At 64.6% G+C, this 20,962-nt stretch carries 19 protein-coding genes; 11 read left to right on the top strand and 8 right to left on the bottom strand.

Features of this window, described 5'->3' with window-relative positions:
- Window position 1 precedes the first annotated feature (1 nt).
- On the bottom strand, window positions 2–565 hold the full coding sequence (locus CXY73_RS09455; protein WP_104135485.1) for a MaoC family dehydratase: 564 nt from the start codon (window positions 563–565) through the stop codon (window positions 2–4).
- A 168-nt stretch (window positions 566–733) separates the two neighbouring features.
- On the opposite strand from CXY73_RS09455, the gene CXY73_RS09450 reads away from it, so the two are divergent.
- Window positions 734–1,933, top strand: coding sequence for an acyl-CoA dehydrogenase family protein (locus CXY73_RS09450; RefSeq protein ID WP_104135484.1), 1,200 nt, complete (start codon window positions 734–736; stop codon window positions 1,931–1,933).
- 38 nt (window positions 1,934–1,971) lie between these two features.
- Window positions 1,972–2,832, top strand: coding sequence for a CoA ester lyase (locus CXY73_RS09445; protein WP_104135483.1), 861 nt, complete (start codon window positions 1,972–1,974; stop codon window positions 2,830–2,832).
- 65 nt (window positions 2,833–2,897) lie between these two features.
- Here CXY73_RS09445 and CXY73_RS09440 read toward each other — a convergent pair whose 3' ends face one another.
- Complete coding sequence (locus CXY73_RS09440; protein ID WP_158254091.1) at window positions 2,898–3,581, bottom strand: GntR family transcriptional regulator; 684 nt, start codon at window positions 3,579–3,581, stop codon at window positions 2,898–2,900.
- Between the two features lie 149 nt (window positions 3,582–3,730).
- On the opposite strand from CXY73_RS09440, the gene CXY73_RS09435 reads away from it, so the two are divergent.
- The 8 genes from CXY73_RS09435 to CXY73_RS09400 all read left to right on the top strand — a co-directional run bounded on the left by CXY73_RS09435 (window position 3,731) and on the right by CXY73_RS09400 (window position 12,902).
- Window positions 3,731–4,918 carry a CaiB/BaiF CoA-transferase family protein gene (locus CXY73_RS09435; RefSeq protein ID WP_104177581.1) on the top strand — a complete coding sequence of 396 codons (1,188 nt, stop codon included), beginning with the start codon at window positions 3,731–3,733 and terminating at the stop codon, window positions 4,916–4,918.
- Window positions 4,918–6,576 carry a FumA C-terminus/TtdB family hydratase beta subunit gene (locus CXY73_RS09430; RefSeq protein WP_104177580.1) on the top strand — a complete coding sequence of 553 codons (1,659 nt, stop codon included), beginning with the start codon at window positions 4,918–4,920 and terminating at the stop codon, window positions 6,574–6,576. The genes CXY73_RS09435 and CXY73_RS09430 overlap by 1 nt, the downstream gene beginning before the upstream one ends.
- A gap of 20 nt (window positions 6,577–6,596) precedes the next feature.
- On the top strand, window positions 6,597–8,000 hold the full coding sequence (locus tag CXY73_RS09425; RefSeq protein ID WP_158254090.1) for an MmgE/PrpD family protein: 1,404 nt from the start codon (window positions 6,597–6,599) through the stop codon (window positions 7,998–8,000).
- 3 nt (window positions 8,001–8,003) lie between these two features.
- Window positions 8,004–9,188 (top strand): CynX/NimT family MFS transporter, encoded by a 1,185-nt coding sequence (locus tag CXY73_RS09420; RefSeq protein ID WP_146071712.1) that lies wholly within the window; start codon window positions 8,004–8,006, stop codon window positions 9,186–9,188.
- A 35-nt stretch (window positions 9,189–9,223) separates the two neighbouring features.
- The gene (locus CXY73_RS09415; RefSeq protein ID WP_104135477.1) at window positions 9,224–10,141 is read left to right on the top strand and encodes an NAD(P)-dependent oxidoreductase; all 918 of its coding nucleotides are present in this window, start codon (window positions 9,224–9,226) and stop codon (window positions 10,139–10,141) included.
- Window positions 10,134–10,550, top strand: coding sequence for a carboxymuconolactone decarboxylase family protein (locus CXY73_RS09410; protein WP_104135476.1), 417 nt, complete (start codon window positions 10,134–10,136; stop codon window positions 10,548–10,550). Before CXY73_RS09415 ends, CXY73_RS09410 begins: the two co-directional genes overlap by 8 nt.
- Before the next feature lie 64 nt (window positions 10,551–10,614).
- Window positions 10,615–11,724 (top strand): tartrate dehydrogenase, encoded by a 1,110-nt coding sequence (locus CXY73_RS09405; protein ID WP_199185331.1) that lies wholly within the window; start codon window positions 10,615–10,617, stop codon window positions 11,722–11,724.
- The gene (locus CXY73_RS09400) at window positions 11,721–12,902 is read left to right on the top strand and encodes a mandelate racemase/muconate lactonizing enzyme family protein (protein ID WP_104135475.1); all 1,182 of its coding nucleotides are present in this window, start codon (window positions 11,721–11,723) and stop codon (window positions 12,900–12,902) included. Before CXY73_RS09405 ends, CXY73_RS09400 begins: the two co-directional genes overlap by 4 nt.
- A gap of 108 nt (window positions 12,903–13,010) precedes the next feature.
- On the opposite strand, the gene CXY73_RS09395 is transcribed toward CXY73_RS09400, so the two are convergent.
- Window positions 13,011–13,634, bottom strand: coding sequence for a LysE family transporter (locus CXY73_RS09395; protein WP_104135474.1), 624 nt, complete (start codon window positions 13,632–13,634; stop codon window positions 13,011–13,013).
- Between the two features lie 96 nt (window positions 13,635–13,730).
- Window positions 13,731–14,558 carry a hypothetical protein gene (locus tag CXY73_RS09390; protein ID WP_104177578.1) on the bottom strand — a complete coding sequence of 276 codons (828 nt, stop codon included), beginning with the start codon at window positions 14,556–14,558 and terminating at the stop codon, window positions 13,731–13,733.
- Window positions 14,559–14,692: 134 nt separating this feature from the next.
- On the opposite strand from CXY73_RS09390, the gene CXY73_RS23230 reads away from it, so the two are divergent.
- Complete coding sequence (locus CXY73_RS23230) at window positions 14,693–14,824, top strand: hypothetical protein (RefSeq protein ID WP_255411378.1); 132 nt, start codon at window positions 14,693–14,695, stop codon at window positions 14,822–14,824.
- A 24-nt stretch (window positions 14,825–14,848) separates the two neighbouring features.
- Here CXY73_RS23230 and CXY73_RS09385 read toward each other — a convergent pair whose 3' ends face one another.
- Genes CXY73_RS09385 through CXY73_RS09375 form a run of 4 tightly spaced genes read right to left on the bottom strand, consistent with a single transcriptional unit; the run spans window position 14,849 to window position 20,903 of the window.
- Window positions 14,849–17,956, bottom strand: a complete 3,108-nt coding sequence (locus CXY73_RS09385; RefSeq protein ID WP_104177577.1) for a helicase-related protein — start codon at window positions 17,954–17,956, stop codon at window positions 14,849–14,851.
- Window positions 17,953–19,185 carry a phospholipase D family protein gene (locus tag CXY73_RS09380; RefSeq protein WP_199185330.1) on the bottom strand — a complete coding sequence of 411 codons (1,233 nt, stop codon included), beginning with the start codon at window positions 19,183–19,185 and terminating at the stop codon, window positions 17,953–17,955. Before CXY73_RS09380 ends, CXY73_RS09385 begins: the two co-directional genes overlap by 4 nt.
- Window positions 19,178–19,708: a hypothetical protein gene (locus CXY73_RS22290; RefSeq protein ID WP_199185328.1), complete on the bottom strand. Its 531-nt coding sequence runs from the start codon at window positions 19,706–19,708 to the stop codon at window positions 19,178–19,180. Before CXY73_RS22290 ends, CXY73_RS09380 begins: the two co-directional genes overlap by 8 nt.
- Entirely contained in the window at window positions 19,701–20,903 is a 1,203-nt protein-coding gene (locus CXY73_RS09375) for a DUF6361 family protein (RefSeq protein WP_104135470.1), read from the bottom strand. Before CXY73_RS09375 ends, CXY73_RS22290 begins: the two co-directional genes overlap by 8 nt.
- Between the last annotated feature and the right edge of the window lie 59 nt (window positions 20,904–20,962).

Raw genomic sequence — 20,962 nt, 5'->3', positions numbered from 1 at the left:
TCTAGCTCTTTTCGAACGTCGCAGGCAGGCTCGCCTCGTTCGGGCGGGTGTCCTCCAAGTCGGGCAGGTGCCCCTCGCGGTAGACCATGAACGTGCGCTGGTAGCTCATCACGATGACACTGTTCTGGTTGTACCCCTCGGTCGCCACGGTCACGAGGCCCAGGGTGGGACGCGACTTCGAGGCCCGGGTGGCCAGCACCTTGGAGCGCGAGTAGATGGTGTCGCCCTCGAAGACCGGGCTGGGCATGCGTACCTTGTCCCAGCCGAGGTTGGCGAAGACGTTCATCGACAGGTCGATGGTGGACTGCCCGGTAACGAGCGCGAGGATGAAGGTGGAGTTCACGAGCGGTAGCTTGTACTCCGTGCGCAGCGCGAAGTTGCTGTCGATGTGCGTCTTGGCCACGTTTTGCGTCATCAACGTGAACATTTGATTGTCACCCTCGGTGACGGTCTTGCCCAGCGGGTGGTAGTAGATATCGCCGACGGCGAAGTCTTCCCAGAGGCGTCCGGTCCATCCCGCGACGACGCGGTCGGTGGAATCGCGGGACAGGGTGTGCTCGGTCATGAGTGGGTCTCCTCGTGCGCAGAATATATTGTCTGCCGGTGGCCAGTTTCCGCGAAGAATAAGGCAAAGTCAAGTGGAACCCGCGGACATAAACGGGGCTAGTGTGTCGATAATATATTATGTAGTCTCGTATCGATCCGTTCGTCCAGCACTCGTTAAGGAGCTCTCATGCCAAACCTGCTCGACATTGCACCGGCCACTCCGCAGGCTTCGGCCACGCTCTCGGTGCAGGAGATCCGACAGTTCACCAGGGACCTCTGCGCCGGCTTCCCTGATGAGTATTGGCGCCAGAGCGACCGCGACCGCAGCTACCCGCAGGAATTCGTGGAGACCCTCACCCGAGCCCGCCTGCTCAGCGCCCTCATCCCCACCGAGTACGGCGGCCTCGGCTACTCCCTCACCCAGGCCAGCGTGATCATGGAGGAGATCAACCGCTCCGGCGGTCATTCCGCCGCCTGTCACGCCCAGATGTACATCATGGGCGCGCTACTACGCCACGGCACAGCAGCCCAGAAGGCCATATATCTGCCGGAAATCGCGGCCGGCCGGCTGCGCCTGCAGGCGTTCTCGGTCACCGAGGATGTCGCTGGCCTGGACACCACGAGCATCCGCACCCGCGCCGAGGCCGATGGCGATGATTTCGTGATCACCGGCCACAAGAACTGGACCAGCCGCATCAACGACTCCGACCTGGCCATGGTGCTGGCCCGCACGAGCGACCGGGGCGCCGACAAGACCGTGGGCCTCACCCTGTTCCTCGTCGACCTGCGCAAGGTTCGTGCCGAGCAGCCGCACACTCTTGAAACCATCCCAGTGCGCACAATGTTCAACTACGCCACCAACCAGGTGCACTACCGCGGCATGCGGGTGCCCAAAAGCGCGGTGATCGGCGAAGTCGACCGCGGTTTCCGCTACGTACTGGACGGCTGGAACGCCGAGCGCATTCTGCTGTCGGCCGAGGCCATCGGCGACGGCTACTGGTTCAGTGCCCGAGCCAGCGCTTATGCGAACAGCCGCGAGGTCTTCGGCCGCCCGATCGGCAGCAACCAGGGCGTGCAGTTTCCCATTGCCGACGCCTACATGAAGGTACGTGCGGCCGACCTGATGCGTTACGAAGCAGCCCGCCTCTTCGACGCTGGCGCGCCGTGTGGCGCCGAGGCCAACATGGCCAAGCACCTCTCCTCGGAGGCCAGCTGGGCCGCTGCCAATGCGTGCCTCGACACCCACGGCGGCTACGGCTTCGTGGACGAGTACGACGTGGAGCGCAAGTTTCGCGAGACACGCATGTTCCAGACCGCTCCGGTGAGCAATAACCTCATCAAGAGTTTCGTGGCCACCAAGGTGCTCGGCCTGCCCCGCTCATACTGAGCGTCACCGATCTCGTGCCGATCAAGCCAGGAGACACCATGTCCCGTACCACCACGGCCAGCGTCGTGACCGCCCTGTTCGTGCCCGGCGACCGGCCAGAGCGCTTTCGCAAGGCCACCGGTTCAGCGGCCGACGTCGTGATTATCGACCTTGAAGACGCCGTCGCGTCCGAGTTTAAAGCGGATGCCCTGGTTGCCATCCTCGAGCACCTTGCCGCCGGCCCCGACCCGGTTCGCGCCCTCGTGCGCGTCAACGCCGCGGGGGCTGTGAGCTTGCCCGCGGAGCTCGCAGCTCTCCGTGACCTCGCCGCGCGGCCCGGCCACGGGTTGCTCGGTCTCGTCGTGCCCAAGGCCGAAAACCCCGAACTGCTCCGCGAGGTCGCGGCCGCGTTTGCCGGGGTTGCCGGACCGCCGCTCGCGCTCGTGGCGCTGATTGAGTCCGCCGCCGGCGTGCAGAACGCGCCCGAGCTGGCCCGGGTGCCGGGCGTGACTCGGTTGGCCTTCGGCGCCATCGACTACGCCCTCGATATCAACGCCGGTGCTGGCGACCGCGTGCTCGACTACGCCCGGTCGGCTATCGTCGTCGCCTCGCGCGCGGCCGGCCTCGAAGCGCCGCTTGACTCGCCGAGCGTGCAAATTAGTGACACCGGGGCAGTGACCGATTCGGCTGCCCTCGCCCGGCAGTTCGGCTTCGGCGGCAAGCTCTGCATTCACCCCGCCCAGCTCGAACCGGTGGCGGCCGCGTTCCGCCCCACGCCGGCCGAGATCGACTGGGCACGCAGCGTGATCGGCGCCACCGGGGGTGCAGCTCAGGTGAACGGACAGATGATCGACCGCCCGGTCACCGTACGGGCCGAGCGCATCCTCGCCCGCCGTGGGGCAGAGGCCGCGCAAGCGTGAACGTGTCCGGGCGGTGCGCCCAGCACAACGTACGGCATCCGTCGCCCTGGCCAACGAACCGCGCGTCAGTCGTTGGCGATGTCGAAAGGGTCGGCGGGCGGCTTGCCGGTGTAGCGCGCGTTCAGCGCAATGAAGCTGCGCGACACGTGATGCTCGAGGGCCAGCCCCGCCGCTTCGGCGTCTCCGGCGCGCACGGCTTCGAGCATCGCTCGGTGCTCGGCCTCGGAGTCTTCGGCCGGTTCGGGGGAGTCGAGCAGCAAGTCCCACGGGAATACTCTCCAGAGAGCATCGATCTCTTCGACCAGGCTGGGAATGCCGCAGCGCTCGTAGAAGAAGAAGTGGAAGCGCTTATTCAATTGGCGGACGGCATCCGAATCGTGGCGGGCGGTGGCCGCGTTCAGCTCGTCGAGCAGCACTTCGGCCTGGCGCAGTTCGAGCGGGGAGAGTCGGATAGCCGCACGCCGCATAGCGTAGCTCTCGGTGAGCCGGCGAATAATATAAGTCGCTTTGGCCCGCTCGAAATTGATACCGGCTACCCGAACTCCGCGCCGAGGTTCGCTCACCACGAGGTTCTCGGCTTCGAGGGCGCGCAGGGCCTCGCGCACCGGGGTGATGCTGCTGCTGAACTGGCGGGCTAGTTCATCTTGGGGCAGCTTCGCGCCGCGGGGCAGATTGCCGCTGAGAATCAGGCGTCGCAGTTCGTCGACGATCTGATCCCGCTTTGTGGGGGGCGCCTCGGTTATTCCCATCGGATTTCCTTGCATTTTTCGCGGGGTGGCGGTCAAAGGCCTCACTCTATCCGAACCGCATCCACTGGACGAGGGGTAGATGCCTCCGTTTCAAAATGATACATTGTTTAGAGAATCATGCATTTTATCGTCAGTGTTGAAGGTTGAATATGTCCCAGACTCTGCCCCTCGAGGGCATCACGGTGATCTCCTGCGAACACGCCGTAGCTGCACCCCTGGCCACCCGACACCTCGCCGACCAGGGCGCCAGAGTGATCAAGATCGAACGTCCAGGCACAGGCGATTTCGCCCGCGGCTACGACGAGACGGTGAACGGGCTCTCCAGCCACTTCGTCTGGCTCAACCGCAACAAGGAGAGTCTCGCCCTCGACCTGAAACGGCCAGAGGCCCTGGCGATTATGCACGAGCTGCTTGCCACCGCCGACGTCTTCGTGCAGAATCTGGCACCGGATGCGGCGGCTCGCCTCGGTCTCGGCGCCGCCGAATTGCGCGAGCGCTACCCGACCCTGATTACCTGTTCCATCAGCGGATATGGCAGTAGTGGCCCGTACCGAGACGCCAAGGCCTATGACCTGCTGATTCAAAGCGAGGCCGGACTCGTGGCGATCACGGGCACCGCGGAGGCTCCCGCCAAGACTGGTATTCCTACGGCGGATATTGGCGCTGGCATGTACGCCCTCTCCGGAATTCTCACCGCCCTGTTTCACCGCGAGCGCACCGGTGAAGGGTCAGAGGTCGAGGTGAGCCTCTTCGATTCCGTGGTCGAGTGGATGGGCTTTCCCCTCTACTACACCGAATACGGCGGAACCGCTCCGGCCCGTGCCGGCACCAGCCATGCCTCGATCGCCCCCTACGGCACGTTCCGGGCCGGAGACGGCGTGGACGTCGTGCTCTCGGTGCAGAACGACCGCGAGTGGGCGTCGTTCTGCACCGGTGTACTGGAACGACCGGATCTGATTAACGACGAGCGCTTCGCCACCAGCAGTGTGCGCTTGACGCACCGCACCGAGCTGCATGCCGTGGTCGATGCGGTCTTTGCCGTCCACGATGGTCCGGAGATGGAACGCCGCCTCGCCGAGTCAACGGTGGCGTTTGCACGTCAGCGCGAGGTGAAAGACGTCCTCACCCACCCGCAGCTCAGCGCGCGAAACCGCTGGCGCACCGTCGAGACTTCGGCTGGACCGGTGCGGGCTTTGCTCCCGGCCGTGACCGTGGTGGGGCAGGCCGTGCGTATGGACCGGGTGCCCGACGTGGGTGCCGACACCCGGTCTATCCTTGGGGCCCTCGGCTACAGCGCCGCAGCCATCGACGAGCTCACCGGCGCGGGCGTGCTGTGATGGCTGAGTTCAGCTATGTCGACCAGTTGCCGCTCGGCCCCACCGACACCCCGATGCGCCGCCTCGACGTGGCCGGCTACAGGGTGCGCGGCAGTGGAGAGGAGGCCGTGCTCGAGGTAGACCAGTCCGCGATCGAGGCCCTCGCCGATGCGGCCTTTCGCGACCTGGCCCACTTTCTGCGTCCCACCCACCTGGCCCAGCTGCGCCGTATTATCGACGACCCAGAGTCCTCGGCGAACGACCGATATGTGGCACTCGACCTGCTGCAGAACGCCAACGTCGCCTCCGGCGGAGTGCTGCCCATGTGCCAGGACACCGGAACGGCCATCATCTCCGCCAAGCGGGGCCACCGCATCCAGACCGACGGAACGGATGCTCGCAGCCTCAGCCACGGCGTCTATCAGGCGTACCAGGACCTCAACCTGCGCTACTCCCAGATGTCCCCGGTCGATATGTGGACCGAGGCGAATACGCAGAACAACCTGCCCGCGCAGATCGAGATCGGCCTCGGGCAGGGGCTGGAGTACGAGTTTCTCTTCATGGCGAAGGGTGGCGGCAGCGCCAACAAGTCCTTCCTGTATCAGGAGACCAAGTCGATCCTCGACGAAAAGAGAATGCTCGAGTTCCTGAAGGCGAAGATCGAAAGCATCGGAACCGCAGCCTGCCCGCCCTACCATCTCGCCATCGTGATCGGCGGAACCAGCGCAGAATTCGCCCTGAAAACCGCCAAGCTCGCCTCGGCCCACTACCTCGACACCCTGCCCGAGCAGGGCAGCGACGCTGGACACGGCTATCGCGACCAAGACTTCGAGCAGAAGGTGTTCGAGCTCACGACCCAGCTCGGTTTCGGCGCCCAGTTCGGCGGAAAGTACTTCTGCCACGACGTGCGGGTGGTGCGTCTGCCTCGCCACGGCGGCTCGCTGCCCATTGCGATCGCGGTGTCATGCTCGGCCGACCGTCAGGTGCTCGGCCGTATCACCCCGGAGGGGGTGTTCCTCGAAGAACTCGAACGCGACCCGGCCCGGTTCATCCCGAGTACCGGGCTGGCAGAAATAACGGATGCGTCGGCATCCGTTGCCATCGACCTCACTGTGCCCATGGCGGAGATTCGCGCCCAGCTCAGTGCCTGCACGGTGAGCATGCGGCTCTCACTTACGGGCACACTCATCGTGGGTCGCGACATCGTGCACGCGAAGATTCGCGAGCGGATTGCGCGCGGCGAGGGCGTGCCCGACTACCTACTCAAACACCCCATCTATTACGCCGGCCCAGCCAAGACGCCGGAGGGAATGCCGTCGGGGTCGTTTGGGCCAACGACGGCCGGCCGCATGGACGGCTACGTGGCCGAATTTCAGGCGCTCGGGGCCTCGCTGGTGATGCTCGCCAAGGGTAACCGCTCCGCCGCAGTCACCGCCTCCTGCCAGGCCAACGGCGGGTTCTACCTCGGCTCAGTTGGCGGCCCGGCCGCGTGGCTGGCGCAGGACTGCATCCGCTCGGTCGAGGTCATCGACTACGCCGAGCTCGGCATGGAAGCCGTCTTCCGCGTGGAGGTCGAGAACTTTCCCGCCTTCCTGGTGGTCGACGACAAAGGAAACGACTTCTTCCAGAAAGACGACCGCACCTTCGTGGGACTCAGCCCCACGCGCCTGCTGCCGTGATTGCTATGAAAGGCACCGACATGAGTACCGTCTCACACCGTCTCGCCGCCCACGCCGTGGCCGACCACACAGTGTCGCCCGAGCTTGCAGAGTGGATGCGGCTGCTACTGCTCGACTACCACGCCATCACCGGCGGCGGGTTTCACCGCGACTCGGCGGTGGCTGCCCGTGCCGCCGTCGAAATATCGCAGCAGCCGACGGCCTTCTTTCCGGCCGCCCTGCACGGAGTGGATGGAGCTGGTACGAGCGGCTTTGCCACGGTGGAAAGCGCCGCCCTGGTGAACGGCATCACCGCACACGGCCTCGAACTCGATGACACCTTCGAGGAGTCCTCGCTGCACCCCGGCGTCGTCATCTTCCCGGCAGTGCTCGCTCTCGCCAGCACGCGGCAGTCGCTCACCGGTGAGGTACTGCAAGCCGCCATCGTGGGCTACGACGTGATGTGCACGGTGGGCGTGCTGCTCGGTGCCCGCGAGAGCTACGGGCGCGGCTTTCACCCCACGGGGGTGGCCGGCTGCCTCGGTGCCGCGGCGGCGGCGGCCCGGCTGCTCGGTCTCACGGTGGAGCAGACGGCGCATGCCCTCGGACTGGCGGCGAACATGGCGTCTGGTTCGCTCGAATTTCTGGCCGACGGCTCCTGGACCAAACGGCTCAACGCCGGGCATGCCGCGGCCACGGGTATTCGCGCCGCGAAGCTCGCCGCCGCCGGATTCACCGCACCGGCCACGGCCATCGAGGGCCGAGACGGCTTTCTCGTGCAGTACGGCGCGGGCGTGGTCGAGGGCCGACAGTTGGCGCTCGAATTCGGCCGCAGCGCGCTCGATACCTCGATCAAGTTCTACCCCTGCTGCCGCTATATGCACGGCAACATTGACCTGCTGCGCGACATTCGCAAGCAGAACCCCAAGCTCGGCATCGACGATGTCGCACGCATCCGGGTCGGCGTGATCCGGGCCGGTGCCTCGCTCGTGTCTGAGCCCGCGGCACGCAAACTCGTGGTCAACACGCCGGTGGACGCCCAGTTCAATATGCCGTTCGGCGCGGCGGTCGCGCTCGCAACCGGGCGCGCCACTGTCGACCAGTTCGACGACGCACCTGCCGTGGCCGCGGAGTTAATGGAGTGGATGGAAAAAGTCGAGTGCTATCGCAGCGACTCGCTCGAGGCCGCATTCCCGGCTCGGTGGCAGGCCGAAGTGCAGGTTGTGCTCCGAAACGGAACCGTGATCGAGAAGAGCGAAAATTCCTTCCGTGGGGCGCCGGGCGACCGGGCAACCTGGGCCGACATCGTGCAGAAGGCGGAAGGGCTGATCGGGGCGCCCGCGGCGAAGGCACTGGCCGCAAGCGTGTCCGAGCTCGACGACTCCACAGTGCTCGGTGGAGGCGTAGCAGTGCCCAGAGATACTGTCACTGCCTCTCGTGCGTAAGTGATGCGCCGGCGCGAGTCGGGCTCCCGTGCGGTGGTGCTCGCGGTGGGCGCCACCATCACTGGCGGGCTGCCGGTATTCTTGCTTGGCGCCCTGTTCGTGCAGATCCAGCGCGATGTGCCGGCGCCACAGTGGGTGCTCGGCGCGGCGGTGGCCAGCTACTGGGGTTCGGCCGCGGTGATGTCCCTGCTGGCCGGCCGGCTCGTGTCGTGGTCGGGCATTCGCTCGGCAACCCTCCTCGGGGTGGTCGTCGGCGCGCTGAGCCTCGCGGGCGCCGCATTCTTGGTGCCGTCGTGGGCTTGGCTGCTGGTGTGGGCTGGAGTGGGTGGGGTGTCCAATGGCATCAGTCACCCGGCGGCGAATCAGCTGATCAACCTGCGGGTGCGGCGCGGTATGCTCGCGACCGCGTTCGGTATTAAGCAATCGGCGATCCCGTTCTCCGCGTTCCTGGCCGGGCTGGCCGTGCCCGCGCTCGCGCTCACCCTGGGGTGGCATTGGGGTTTCGGTCTGGCGAGCTTGTTCGCGCTCGCGGTGGGCGTGCTGTTCTGGTGGTCGGTACCGCGCGGGGAACTCTCGCGCCATCGGCAGGGCGGCTCACACGTGCCGCTGACACCGGCGCTGATGAAGTACCTGCTGCTGATGACGAGCGTCACCACGCTCTCGGCCGCGGCCACCGGTGCCGTCACCGCGTATGCGGTGATCACCGGCATCGAGCGCGGCCTGCCGCTAGCGTGGGCGGGCACCCTCTTGAGCGTAGGCGGTTTGCTCAGCGTCACCGTGCGCGTCATCGTGGGACGGATCGCCGATCGGGCAAACAGCAAATTCGCCCTCGCGACCGTGGCCACCATGATGTGCGTCGGCGGCGTTGGGGTGCTGCTCATGGCCGTCGACACCCAGTGGACCTTCGTGGTGGGCATGCTGCTGGCTCTCGGCATTGGCTGGGGCTGGCCCGGACTCACCCACTTTGTGGTGTCCCGCGTGGCCGGTCCGGCTACGCCAAGCGCGACGGGCATCATGCAGATCGGTACCTACATCGGCAGCGGTGCCGGCCCGCTCGCATTCGGCTTGCTCTATGCGGCGGTGCCCGAGGTAGCGCTGTGGATCATTGTGGGTGCGGTGCAGATCGTGGCCGGATACATCGCCGTGGTGCTGGCTCGAACTACTCCGCCCCCGGTGCCCGTGGCCTGAGCACTGTACTTTTCCACACTGTCAAAGGAGACATTATGACCACACTGTTCATCGGCCTCGGCAAAATGGGCGACCCGATGGTTCGCCGCTATGCGCCCGGTCGTGACGTGCTGCTCTACGACGTGGATGCGGCGGCGAGCGCCACGCTCGCCGCCGCGGTGGGCGGTCGGACACTGGCCGGGCTCGAGGAGCTTCCGGCAGGCATCCGCACGGTGATCCTGATGCTCCCCAACAGCCGTATCGTCGAATCCGTCGTGGTAGCGCTGCTCGCCCAGCTCGAGCCCGGTGGCCTCGTGATCGATATGGGCTCGTCGGAGCCGGCGAGCACGCAGCGGCTAGCCGCCCAGGCCGCTTCCGCCGGGATCGCGTTCGTGGATGCCCCGGTGTCCGGCGGGGTGGCAAAGGCCAGCATCGGGGAGCTGTCGATCATGGTGGGCGGGCTCGCGGCTGATCGGGAGCGGGCGATGGAACACCTGGCTCCGCTCGGCACCCGCATCACCGTGGTGGGGCCGAGCGGGTCCGGGCACGCCGCGAAGGCGCTCAATAATTTGTTGTCGGCCACCAATCTCGCGGCTGCGGCCGAGATCTTCACGGTGGCGCGCAGCTTTGGCATCGACGCTGCGGTAATGCTGGACGTAGTGAATTCGTCGACCGGGCGCAGCCAGGCCACCGAGGTGAAGTACGCCAAACACGTGCTGAACGGCACGTTCGATTCCGGTTTCTCGCTCGACCTCATGCTCAAGGACGTGGCGATCGCTCAGGCGCTCGGTGCCGGAATGAGCACGCCGATCACGGACACGACCGTGGGGGTGCTCGCCGAGGCCCGTCGGGTGCTCGGGAACACCGTGCTGTTAGACCATACCGAGGTCGTGCGCTATGTCGAAGTCGTCAACCAGTTCGAGCTTCGATCCCTAGCAATTCGATCCGAATCAGAAGGAGCAGTTCATGTCTGAGAACCCGCAGGACTACATCGACGAGATGGCCCGCAAGCGTGGTTATGTGCTCGATTACCACAAGGTGATGGCGAAACAGGATTTTCCGGTGCTGCAGGCCGCGAATCACCTGGTGTCGGCCGCGTACCTCGACCAGCGCACCCTGGACCGGCGTACCAAGGAGCTCATCTTCATCGTGAGCCTCACGGTGATGCGCGCGTCGAAGGGGCACATCCAAAGCCATATCCGGGTGGCTCTGGACCTTGGGGTGTCGGCGACCGAGATTCTGGAAGCGATCGAGATCTCGCTGCCCGAGGCTGGCATCGTAGCGTTCCAGGGTGGGTTCGAGGCTTGGCGAGAGGTTGTCGGTGCCGATGGCATCGAGCCGACCGTGAGCGTGCACGAGGGTGGTTCGGGCACCGGCGCGTAGGAAATGTGGCGCATTCAGATCTTCACCCTTCCCAAACGAACTATCCAAACTTGGAGGTAACCCCATGACCATTCCCACCCACCTGACCATTCCCACCCACCGCATTGCCGTCATTCCCGGCGACGGAATCGGCACCGAAGTGATGCCCCCGGCACAGCGCCTGCTCGAGCTGGCCGGCCACCGTTTCGGGTTCGCTTTTGAATGGCAAAATTTTGACTGGAGCTGCGAGTACTACGCTCGCACCGGGGCCATGATGCCCGCCGACGGCATCGAACAGCTCGCCGAGTGTGACCAGATTTTGCTCGGCGCGGTCGGGTTTCCCGGCGTTCCTGACCACGTATCGCTGTGGGGCCTGCTGATTCCCATCCGGCGCGCGTTCCAGCAATACATCAACCTGCGACCGATCAAGCTCCTCCCCGGAATCGAAAGCCCGCTGCGCAAGGTGCCGGCTGGCGGCATCGACTTTCAGGTCGTGCGCGAAAACAACGAGGGCGAATACTCCGAGAGCGGCGGACGTCTCTATCGCGGGTTACCGCAGGAAGTCGCCATCCAAGAATCGATTTTCACCCGCTTTGGCGTTACCAGGGCCATGAACTATGCCATCAACCTCGCCGAACAGCGCGAGGGCCGCCTGGCCAGCGCCACCAAGTCCAACGGCATCATTCACACCATGCCGTTCTGGGACGAGATTCTGCGCGAACTGGGGCAGGAGCATCCGCTTCTGGAGATCTCGGAATATCACATTGACGCCCTCGCAGCCTTGTTCGTACTGGACCCGGGCCGCTTCGACGTAATTGTGGCCTCCAACCTGTTCGGCGACATTCTCACGGACCTCGGCGCGGCCATCATCGGCAGCATCGGCATCGCGCCCTCGGCCAACCTCAACCCCGAGGGCGAGTTCCCCTCGATGTTCGAGCCGGTGCACGGCTCGGCACCCGACATTGCCGGTCAAGGAAAGGCCAACCCGCTTGGTCAAGTCTGGGCGGCGTCGATGATGCTCGACCACCTCGGCCACCCCGAAGCGGGCGCCGCGCTCGTCGACACCATGGGCCACGTGCTGCTCGAAACGGATGTGCGCACCCCCGATCTCGGCGGACGCGCCACCACCGAAGAGGTCTCCGATGCCCTCGCCGCCGCCTTCGCGACAGTGACGGCCGAGGCTGTTCTGCGATGAGAATCGTTGATGTGCGCGAGCAGACCATGCCGATCAGCTCGCCGATTCGCAACGCCTTTATCGATTTCAGCAAGATGACCCTGAGCGTGGTCGCCGTTGTCACTGACGTCGTGCGCGATGGCCGCCCGGTCGTGGGCTATGGCTTCAACTCCAACGGGCGTTACGGCCAGGGTGCCATCATTCGCGAGCGTCTGTTGCCGCGCCTGCTCGAAGCCGACCCGGTCGACCTGCTCGACCCGGTGCGCGACAACTTCGACCCGGAACGCATCTGGAACACCATGATGACCAACGAAAAGCCCGGCGGGCATGGTGAGCGATCCGTCGCGGTGGGCGCGGTTGACATGGCTGTCTGGGATGCCTTGGCCAAGATCGAGGAAAAGCCGCTGTTTCAGCTGCTGGCCGAGCGTTTCGGTACGGGAACGCCTAACCGTGAGGTCTTCGTCTACGCCGCCGGCGGCTACTACCAGCCCGAGCGCGGCCTCACCGGCCTGACCGATGAGATGCAGAGCTATTTCGACCGCGGCTACACCGTGGTGAAGGCCAAGATCGGTGGAGCGCCGCTTGCCGACGACCTGCAGCGCATCGAAGCCGTGCTGGGCATGCTTGAACCGCATCAGCGACTGGCCGTAGACGCCAACGGTCGTTTCGACCAGGCGACCGCCGTGGAATACGCTCGGGCGCTCTCGCAGTACGACCTGTTCTGGTATGAAGAGCCCGTCGATCCCCTGGACTTCGAAGCGCAGGCGGCGGTTGCCGCCGCCTACGACAAGCCCATCGCTACCGGCGAGAACCTGTTCTCCATGCAGGACGCCCGCAACCTCATTCGCTACGGAGGCCTGCGACCCGAGAAAGACTGGCTGCAGTTCGACTGCGCGCTCAGTTACGGGCTCGTGGAATACCTGCGCACCCTCAATATGCTCGAGCAGAACGGATGGTCCCGCTCGCGCTGTATCCCGCACGGCGGCCACCAGATGTCCCTCAACATCGCGGCCGGCCTCGGCCTCGGTGGTAACGAGAGCTATCCCGACCTGTTCCAGCCCTTCGGAGGTTTTCCCGATGGATCAGAGGTGGTGAACGGCTTCATCACGATGCCGAACCTGCCCGGGATCGGCTTCGAGGGAAAAGCCGACCTGTACTCGGTCATGCGGGCGCTGGGGGAGCCGGCGCTCGCGTTGTAGGGAACCGGTCGGGCGGAGGTTTGCTCCGCGATCCGCGCGGGGACCCGACGACGACCGGCTGGCTCATTCCGAGAGCGCTGATGGTCAGGCGCGCCTGGGTTTACCCGCTCAGTGCACCAGCGCCAGCAGCAGCGCGACGGCTATGAACAGCAGGCCGAAGGTGCGGTTGAGAATGAGCTGGCCGCGAGTGGTGTTCGTGAAGCGCTGAAACGATTTGGCCGCGATCGCGAAGAACAGCCACATCACGACGATGTCGATCAGTACTACGGTGACGGTCAGTACGAGATATTGGGGGAGCAGCGGCTGTTCCGGCTGGATGAACTGCGGCATGAACGCGAGAAAGAACACGAGAGCCTTGGGGTTGAGCAGGTTGACCCATAGGCCGCGGCGAAACATTGACCAGGCTGGCTCCCGGGTCAACGTCACGGTTGTATCGCGAGACGGGTCGGGTTTTTGCAGAATTAAACGGATGCCCAGAAACACCAGGTAGGCGGCTCCGGCGTAGCGGATGACGTTGAAGAGTATGGGTGAGCCGGAGACGAGTACCCCGACGCCGAGTGCCACCACGATGATGTGCACGATTAGTGCAGCCTGCTGCCCGAAAATTCCCCAGATCGAACGGCGAAATCCGCTGGTGAGCGAGTTGTTCATGGTGTTGATCGCACCGGCGCCGGGGGTGAAGCTGATTAGCACGCCGGCGCCCACGAGGGCCAGCCAGAGGGAAAGTTGCACACGTTAGCGTAGCGCGAGTGCCATCGTGCCGATGGCGACACAGACCCCGGCCGAGTCCCGGCCGGCTGCTAGCGAAGCCGCCTTCGTCGGTATTGTCTAGTCGCGGCCAAACAAGTTGCCGAGTGCCGAGAGGCCGGGGATCTCAAAGTTCGATCCCAAATCAGACACCTGCTCGCCCAGTCCGGTCGCGTACTCGCCCGCGCCGTCGGTGAAGCCCTGGGTGACTCCCTCGAGACCGCCGGCGAGGTTTTCGACATCGACGCCCTGGGTGATTCCTTCGAGACCGCCGGCGAGGCTCTCAAAATCGACGCCCAGTCCCGCAGCCTGTTCCAGGAGGGGCCCGGCCACAGTGCTGAGCACCGCGCCACCGGCGACGGCGGCAAGTAGTCCGCCGGCACCGATCCCGACAGCACCGATCCCGGCAGCGGCGACACCCGCTCCGGCAAGTGCGCTGGCGGCTCCTCGGCCGGACGGTTTGGCGAACAGTTTCTTCAGGAAGCCGGGATTCTGGGCTTCGCCGCGGGTGGCCGATCGGGCCAGGTCGTCCGGACTGGTCGATGCCGGATATTCGTTGGAGGGCAGCTCTGCGCGCAGCTGGGCGTTGACCTCGTCGCGTTGCGCCGGCGTGAGCCGCGCGAAGGCGTCGCGGTGAACCTGCTCAAGCTGCTGGGGCTGCGCGGTCTGCAACAGATAGTCGTAGCGGGCGATGGCCGCGCGGTCTTGGGCGCTCACGTTCGAACCAGAGAGGGGAGCGGCGCTGCGCTGCACGTTGTTCGCCGGGGGCTTGCTGTCTCCGGTGACCTTGTCGGCTGCGGTGCGCACCATCTCGCGCCAATCCGTCTTGCCTGACCCGCCCGACGACGGCTGCCCTTTCTGTTCAAGGGCTTTTGCTGCCATGCTCAGAATGCGCTGGAAATTGCTCATAGGGGGCCCTTCGGTTTGGCTGGGGTTTCTATTGTGTCCAGCCGCTCCTGAGCAAAGCCTCCCAGCCGCCCCGCTTTCTGGCGACAAACACTCCGGCGCCGAGCGGCACGGCATTCGCCGCTAGGCGTCATCGGATGCCGCGGGTCCCGCCCGCGCAGACTGTGATCGTCGTGGTCAGCCCCGCATCGACAACGATTAAGAAGCAGGCCGACGTCAGCTATGGCAGCTGGCAGAACCAAAGTGTCGAAAAACCTCTCGAGGCCTGACCGAACCGACGCCGCGCCTTCAGGTCAGCGATCCCGCACTGGAGGGCTCAAGTCCAGTTTCGCGACCTGCGACGGGTTGACCCCACGCCGCTGCATCATCTCGAGCATGTCCTGCTGGCGGGGCTGTCCGAGAGTGAGCCGGTACAGAGTTAGTGCGTCCTTGAGGCGCTCGACCTTCTCGATATCGCGGCTGAGGGGATAGGTGATGATCTGCCGCTCCACCTTGGACGCACCGGGGTAGAGCCAGTACGGGGCGAACTCCCCGAGTTCGGGGTGAGCCGTCTGGGCGGCGTCAAATGCAACCTTCCAGGGGTTTGACTCGCTTGACGCAACAACATCCCGCCAGTGCTCGGCTGCAATGTTCTTGCGCACTGCGTGGCCGGCGAAGCGGTTGACGCGGCCTTCGCGTTGTTCGAAGTCCACCGGGTTCGACGGCAGGTTCCAGTGCAGCACTTCATGGCTCCACCAGTGAAAGTCGATGCCCTCTTGGCCGACGCTGGTGGACGCCAACACGAACGGCCAGAATGGGCTGTTGAAGGCGTTTCGAATCTCCGGCTGGCGAGCACTTTCGGTCTCCTGTTGCTTGCCTCCGTACCGCAGGGCAAATCGGGCTGTGAAGGGGATACTGGTGGTGGGGTCCGCGAGATCTCGAGCGCGGTAGGTAGACGGCCGCAATGTAACTGCGTCGTAAGCGCGCCCGGCGAGCTGGAGGAGTACTTCGTCGGTGAGGGCAGTGCCCCCGGTTTCGCTGCGCAGCTGGAATAGGTACTCATCCATGGATGCCTGCAGGTTGCCGTCCGCGCAATACCGGAGCACGACGAGCCAGTAGGCCTCCCCGGTCGAGTAGAGCTGATCGAGCAGCAGCGTGGTCTCCAGTCGGTTGAACAGACTTCGGAGTCCGTTCGACAGCAGCGCTGCAGCACTCCACAATCCTGCGTCGGTGGTGGCATCCGCTATGGTCCGGAGCCTGGACAGCGCCCGATAGGCGATGTTGCCCGGGGAATGAAGCGCGAGTCGCGCCAAATGCTCGTGCGACACGTCATCTCCGGCCTGACCGGCATCGAACGCTGCATCGACGTGGATGCGTAGGCCTGCGCTCGTTTGTGATTCATCGTCAGGCAGCTCAGCTCCGCGACTCTCCATGGCGGACGTCACGCGAGCAGCAGTCAGGCCGGTCGGCACCATGCCAGGCGTGCTGAAATACGCCTGCCAAGCCTGACCAGCGACCGCCTCGCCGTCAAAGGAGGCCTGCACATCAGCTTCCGCAGCAAGCGCTGGCACTCGCACCGGCATCCCGGCATGGCGACGAGCGACATCCAGCGGGTCGGCCTGCAGTGCGAGCGCGGGGTGGGGCCAAAAAAGTGCCAGCGTCGACATGGCGTTGGCCCTCCCATCCACGGTCGCCCAGTTGAGACGGGACGCCAGATTCTTGCGTGCCTCGGCCGTGTTTCGGGTCAGGCGGGTCGAACCGAACGCTGTCAGTCGTTCCGCTTCGTAGCTGAGCAAACTCGCAATCGCTGTAGGTGTCGCAGTCCACGTCGAGAACACGAGCCGTTTTGTGGCCGACACGACACCACGCTCTGCGAAGGGCCCGCCCGGCTCAAAGTACGGCATCGACGGAGGCAGCCACAGCAGCTTCCACAGCCCGGACTCGAGCATGTCCTCAGCGAGGCTACCTATGTGTCCGTACCCAATCCGGACGGGCTCGTAAGAGCACAATGCCTCGGCATCGAGCGTATCCAAACCCGCCAAATAGGGCTCGATCGCTTGTGCAGATTCCGCGTCCTCGAGTCGTTTGTCGAGCGCCCTGGAGACCTGGTAGTTCTCCATGAAGTTGCCGAAATAGGGGATCGACTTCCAATACTCAACGGAGATCGGCGCGTCGAGCTCCTGGGCCAGACGCTGCAGCCCGGCGAAGCCGATGAGGTTCGCCGGCGACGGCAACGCCGAGGTAATGTGGCGCTCCCGCAGCATTCCGTCAGCGCCGAGCTGCGGACGTTCGGTACGACTCATCCAGCGCAGTAGGCGAATGCGCAGGGATGCCGCGATGTCCGCCACCAACGCGCCTGCCGCAATGCCGGCACGATATTCTTCGAAGAGCCGTTTCACCTCGGACAGATCCGCCGTCGCTCCTCCCGCGAGAAAGCTCAGGACGGCAATGAAATCGGTGTAGTGGTCGTCGTCGGAGTCATCTGTTGGGGCTGTGTACGCCTTATACGGCGTCGCCGACAACAACAGGACCTTGGCTTGGCCGTAGTCAAAAAGGTGATGCGCAAGCTCGGCGGCGTCGCCTCCCGTCTCCGGATCGAGCAAGTGGCTGAAGCGCTGAAACTCATCAAGAATGACGAGGTCGGGCTCCAGTGTCTCAACACTGGCACGCGCAAGAGCCCCCCGTAGCTCAGCGGTGATTTCCTTGATGACGTTCATCTCCGTCGGCAGCCCGTTCTGCACGATGTCGTCGACGATGCGCTGGTACCGAGCTAGCAAGCCGAGGCTGGACGCGTTACTGCGAAACGCAGTGAGGATCGGCTCGTGAACCGGGCCGTCGAGCACTCGTCGGATCCACTCCACGCAGTATGAGAACGATTTCTCCGTGCGCACCGTGCCTTGAAAGAAGAGCCGTGAGGCGTGACTCTGAGCGAGATTGTGCTGCAGCTCATCGTTCAGAATCACATGCAGCAGGGCACGCTCTTCCTTCGACCCGGTGCGCCAACTTGAGTTGTTGAAGGACGTTCCCGGAGTGAACGACACCAGATTCACAACCTTGCCGTCGATCGCGGTACCGCCGAGACGTCGGGACTCCAAAGCCAGCAGCGTCAGCCGACTGGTGAACGCGAGATGCGGGTTGCCGGTCACGTTGAGCCGCTGAAGATTCTGCTGTGCCAGGTCAGTATTCGAACAGATATAGACCACGTCAATCCGGTCGACGGTGTCATCGTGTTGTAGCTGTTCGATGGTTCGCGCAATCACACCGCGAGCCACCACGCTCTTACCAAGCCCCGTCTCGTCGGCGACGAGAAATCGGCGGCTCGCATCGGCAGAACCATAGAACCGATGAATGACGTGGTCGACGGCGTCGCGCTGAAATCCTTTGAGCTCGCTGAGCACAGCCTCAGCATTGAACACAGTCACAGCCGGGCGCCCTGCAAAGTGAGATGTGCCGACCAGACAGAAGCCCAGAGTTCGTCGAAACCCGCGGGAAGAACGGTCGCCGCGGCATCCGCTTGGAGGCGCTCGATCAGATGACCGAGGTCGTCAAGTCCGGAGTTGCGAGCGCCCACCGAGCGCACCAGCGCCTCGAAGAGACCGACACCGTCGGCGCCCCAGTCACCGAAACTACCCCCGCCACCCGCAGTGAAAAGCGCCCCATCATCGCTGTCCTGGGCGAGCAGCAGCATCAAGAAGCGAAGGAACTTCTCCGGAGTGTCGATCTGCCGCGCGAGCACGGCGTCCCGCCGCCCAGGGAGATCGCCGACGAGCTCGACCCGCACGACGGTGCTGCGCTCTTCGCCGCGGGTGTCGACGACTCGAATCACAAGAAACGGGGTCACGTCGGTAAGCGGCATGGCCTCGAACCGTACGCTCTCGCCAGTGACCACCGGGAGTGGATGCGAATTCCCCGGCCTCGTCAGCAAACGTACGTAAATTTGGAGATCGGCCGGTGGGTGCGTCGAATCGAGCGACTCGACGAGGATGTCGAAGTTCGACTCGTCGCATGCGACCACAGTATTGCGCAGGCGCGAGGTGGCGAGAGACCGGATCGCCGACTCCAACGCATGATCAGCCTTGTCGTCGTCGCTGTGCTCTACGCCGCCGGTGGCCGGATACGGCACGACCAGTTGGAACAGAGCCGATTTCTCGCCGAAGACGGCCTCGACGCCGATGCGGGGCAGGGGGCCGATCAACTCGATCATGAACTCGACGTTCTGCGTGAAAGCAGCGTTGGTCGCATTCGCGGACCCGATAAAGACGTGGGACCCGTCGCGTCTGTCGAGAACGAACGTCTTGGCGTGCAGGCCTTCGAGTGGGTCACCGTCGACCTCTGCCGTGTCGCGGGCCGCGTCGTCGAGCACATAGGGGACGATCCGCTTCAGCGTCTCCGGCCGGAGTCGGTCCAGGCTTTCTGCTCGGGAGACGACGTGCACCTTGGTCGATCTGGCGGGGGCGAGCCGGGCGATGCCGTCATCGGACAGGAACGGCGAAACAATCAGGTGGCGCTTACCGTCGAAGTCTGCCGTCGTCGGGCGCCCGATGCCCAGGGCATGCAGCACGACCTCGCGCACGTCACCAGGGGCCTCCCAGCGCACGCGGCTGACGCGGTGCGCTAAGTCCGCTATGTGGAGCGTTCGGTTTTCAGTCAAGGGAGTGACAGCAAGCCGGGGGAGCGCGGTAAGGAAGTCGCGTGCCGGGGCACTCGCCGGCTGATCTACGTTGGTGGGGGTACCGTGCGAGGCGCACGACCATGTCCCAGCTGCGGTCAGCGGTGAGGTTTCTACTCGAGCACAGCAGCCGGTACGCGCGGTCGCTGCCGCGGCCATACTCAAGAATCCACACTTTCGGGTGGAAGAGCCCACCGGGGCACCGTGCGGTGACCGGATGCAGCATCGGCTCGAGGAAGGCGACTAGATCAGAGGCCTGTCGGGGGGCGACGATCTGGCCGGCCTGGGCAAAGATATCTACCCGATCGGCGGCTCGCCGCACCGCGTCGAGAATTGCAATGGGATCGTCGCTCTCGCGCACACGGTGCGCCGCAAACGACAGGGGGCTGGCCAGAGCACTGGTGAGGTCGAGCGTGAACGTGGTACCGACAGCGTGGAGCAGCTCATACCCGGCGGGTGGGCGGAGCTGCTCAGTGAGGGCGGCGCGCGCGTCGGGTTCAAGCATCCGTTCGTTCCAATCCGTCGTGCAGGTCGGTGAGAATCCGATTTACCTGGGGCCAGCGAAACGCTAATCGGCCCGCTCCGGATGCCCCTTGCCAGGACTGCAGAAGCTTGTGATTGGTGAGCCGTGACTGGGCGCCTTTGTGCTGGCGCTCGCGGGACCGAATCATGTCTCGACCACCGGAGAGGTCGTGAGTGTCCAGGACGAGCGACGCATCCAACCAGTCATTGACGAACATTCGTGATCGCGGCGCCACCGAGCCGCTTCCCGCGTCGATGTTGGTCCAGAAGTCGGTTCGGTCCCACGAGCTCAGTTCATCGGCAAGGAGATCACGTTCCTGCTGCCATTCCCTGAGCTTGTCGCTGTATCGGTCCACCGGCGCAACGATCTGGTTGTACCCGGCGCATTCGTACTGTTCGGCCAGCATCAGGTTGTAGAGCAGGGCCGCGCCGTGCGCTGCGAACGAAAACAGCTTGGCGTGTTGCAAGACCTGTTGCGGGGCACCGGTCACTTCACGTGAAGTTGGATCGTCCCAGGGGGTGATGCTCGCAGCCTCGGGTCGATATTCCACCAGATGGCCAAGAAGCGTTCCTTCGCTGCCTTCGGCCATGCGGTCGCGCAGCCAGTTCGCCTCTGACGGCGACAGATCGAAATTGCCCGCTGATTCAGACGGGAATCCCTTCGGCGCTACGGGAAGGGTCGGAGACCAGGCGCCGATCCGGTCGTTGTCGATCTCCCCGTCGCTCACCGAGCTCGCCGAATCAAAGGCGATCGCGTCTTGGCGGTCCATCGACGGCGAGCTGAGAATGCCGTACTTGCGAAGCGCCGCCCAGTACACGCTAGACGGCAGAGTCTTGAGATTCGCGCCAGCCACCCTTCCGAGCAGCCCCTGCTCGTCGCCGCCCGTCCTGAGCGCCAAGATCAAGTCGCGCTCGTTGGCGGTGACGGCAACGCTGATGTCATCCGCGGACCGACCGGTCGACTGTGCCGCAGTGAAGCACCAGGGTATGAGGAGCATGTAGCGGGCACGGGTGAGCAGCGTCGACGTGCCAGGAAAGAGGGAATCGCTTAGTGCGTCTCGAACCTGACCGAACCCGAGCTCGTCGCGGCTATCGCGCTCGCTGAAGAGGTTGACGATTTCCCGCATGCGACGCTGGTCTTCGCTCGATGCATCGAGCCATGCAACGAGTGATGGCATTACTTCCCCCTGTGACCACGGCCGTGTATAAAGTCAGACTACGCGTCGACGGAGGCTCG

Source organism: Cryobacterium sp. Y50 (genome assembly GCF_002929805.1).
GTDB lineage: Bacteria > Actinomycetota > Actinomycetes > Actinomycetales > Microbacteriaceae > Cryobacterium.
The sequence above is the reverse complement of the archived record's forward strand: the minus strand, read 5'-3'. Positions and strand labels throughout refer to the sequence as shown.

What these genes read in the sequence shown, in the direction of transcription:
- CXY73_RS22290 (WP_199185328.1), bottom strand. Translation starts at nt 19,708, where the DNA reads ATGCTTGAACCCGACGCGCGCGCCGCCCTCACTGAGCAGCTCCGCCCA.
- CXY73_RS09440 (WP_158254091.1), bottom strand. Translation starts at nt 3,581, where the DNA reads ATGGGAATAACCGAGGCGCCCCCCACAAAGCGGGATCAGATCGTCGAC.
- CXY73_RS09405 (WP_199185331.1), top strand. Translation starts at nt 10,615, where the DNA reads ATGACCATTCCCACCCACCTGACCATTCCCACCCACCGCATTGCCGTC.
- CXY73_RS09390 (WP_104177578.1), bottom strand. Translation starts at nt 14,558, where the DNA reads ATGAGCAATTTCCAGCGCATTCTGAGCATGGCAGCAAAAGCCCTTGAA.
- CXY73_RS09415 (WP_104135477.1), top strand. Translation starts at nt 9,224, where the DNA reads ATGACCACACTGTTCATCGGCCTCGGCAAAATGGGCGACCCGATGGTT.
- CXY73_RS09435 (WP_104177581.1), top strand. Translation starts at nt 3,731, where the DNA reads ATGTCCCAGACTCTGCCCCTCGAGGGCATCACGGTGATCTCCTGCGAA.
- CXY73_RS09420 (WP_146071712.1), top strand. Translation starts at nt 8,004, where the DNA reads ATGCGCCGGCGCGAGTCGGGCTCCCGTGCGGTGGTGCTCGCGGTGGGC.
- CXY73_RS09450 (WP_104135484.1), top strand. Translation starts at nt 734, where the DNA reads ATGCCAAACCTGCTCGACATTGCACCGGCCACTCCGCAGGCTTCGGCC.
- CXY73_RS09425 (WP_158254090.1), top strand. Translation starts at nt 6,597, where the DNA reads ATGAGTACCGTCTCACACCGTCTCGCCGCCCACGCCGTGGCCGACCAC.
- CXY73_RS09375 (WP_104135470.1), bottom strand. Translation starts at nt 20,903, where the DNA reads ATGCCATCACTCGTTGCATGGCTCGATGCATCGAGCGAAGACCAGCGT.
- CXY73_RS09445 (WP_104135483.1), top strand. Translation starts at nt 1,972, where the DNA reads ATGTCCCGTACCACCACGGCCAGCGTCGTGACCGCCCTGTTCGTGCCC.
- CXY73_RS09430 (WP_104177580.1), top strand. Translation starts at nt 4,918, where the DNA reads ATGGCTGAGTTCAGCTATGTCGACCAGTTGCCGCTCGGCCCCACCGAC.
- CXY73_RS09455 (WP_104135485.1), bottom strand. Translation starts at nt 565, where the DNA reads ATGACCGAGCACACCCTGTCCCGCGATTCCACCGACCGCGTCGTCGCG.
- CXY73_RS23230 (WP_255411378.1), top strand. Translation starts at nt 14,693, where the DNA reads ATGCCGCGGGTCCCGCCCGCGCAGACTGTGATCGTCGTGGTCAGCCCC.
- CXY73_RS09410 (WP_104135476.1), top strand. Translation starts at nt 10,134, where the DNA reads ATGTCTGAGAACCCGCAGGACTACATCGACGAGATGGCCCGCAAGCGT.
- CXY73_RS09400 (WP_104135475.1), top strand. Translation starts at nt 11,721, where the DNA reads ATGAGAATCGTTGATGTGCGCGAGCAGACCATGCCGATCAGCTCGCCG.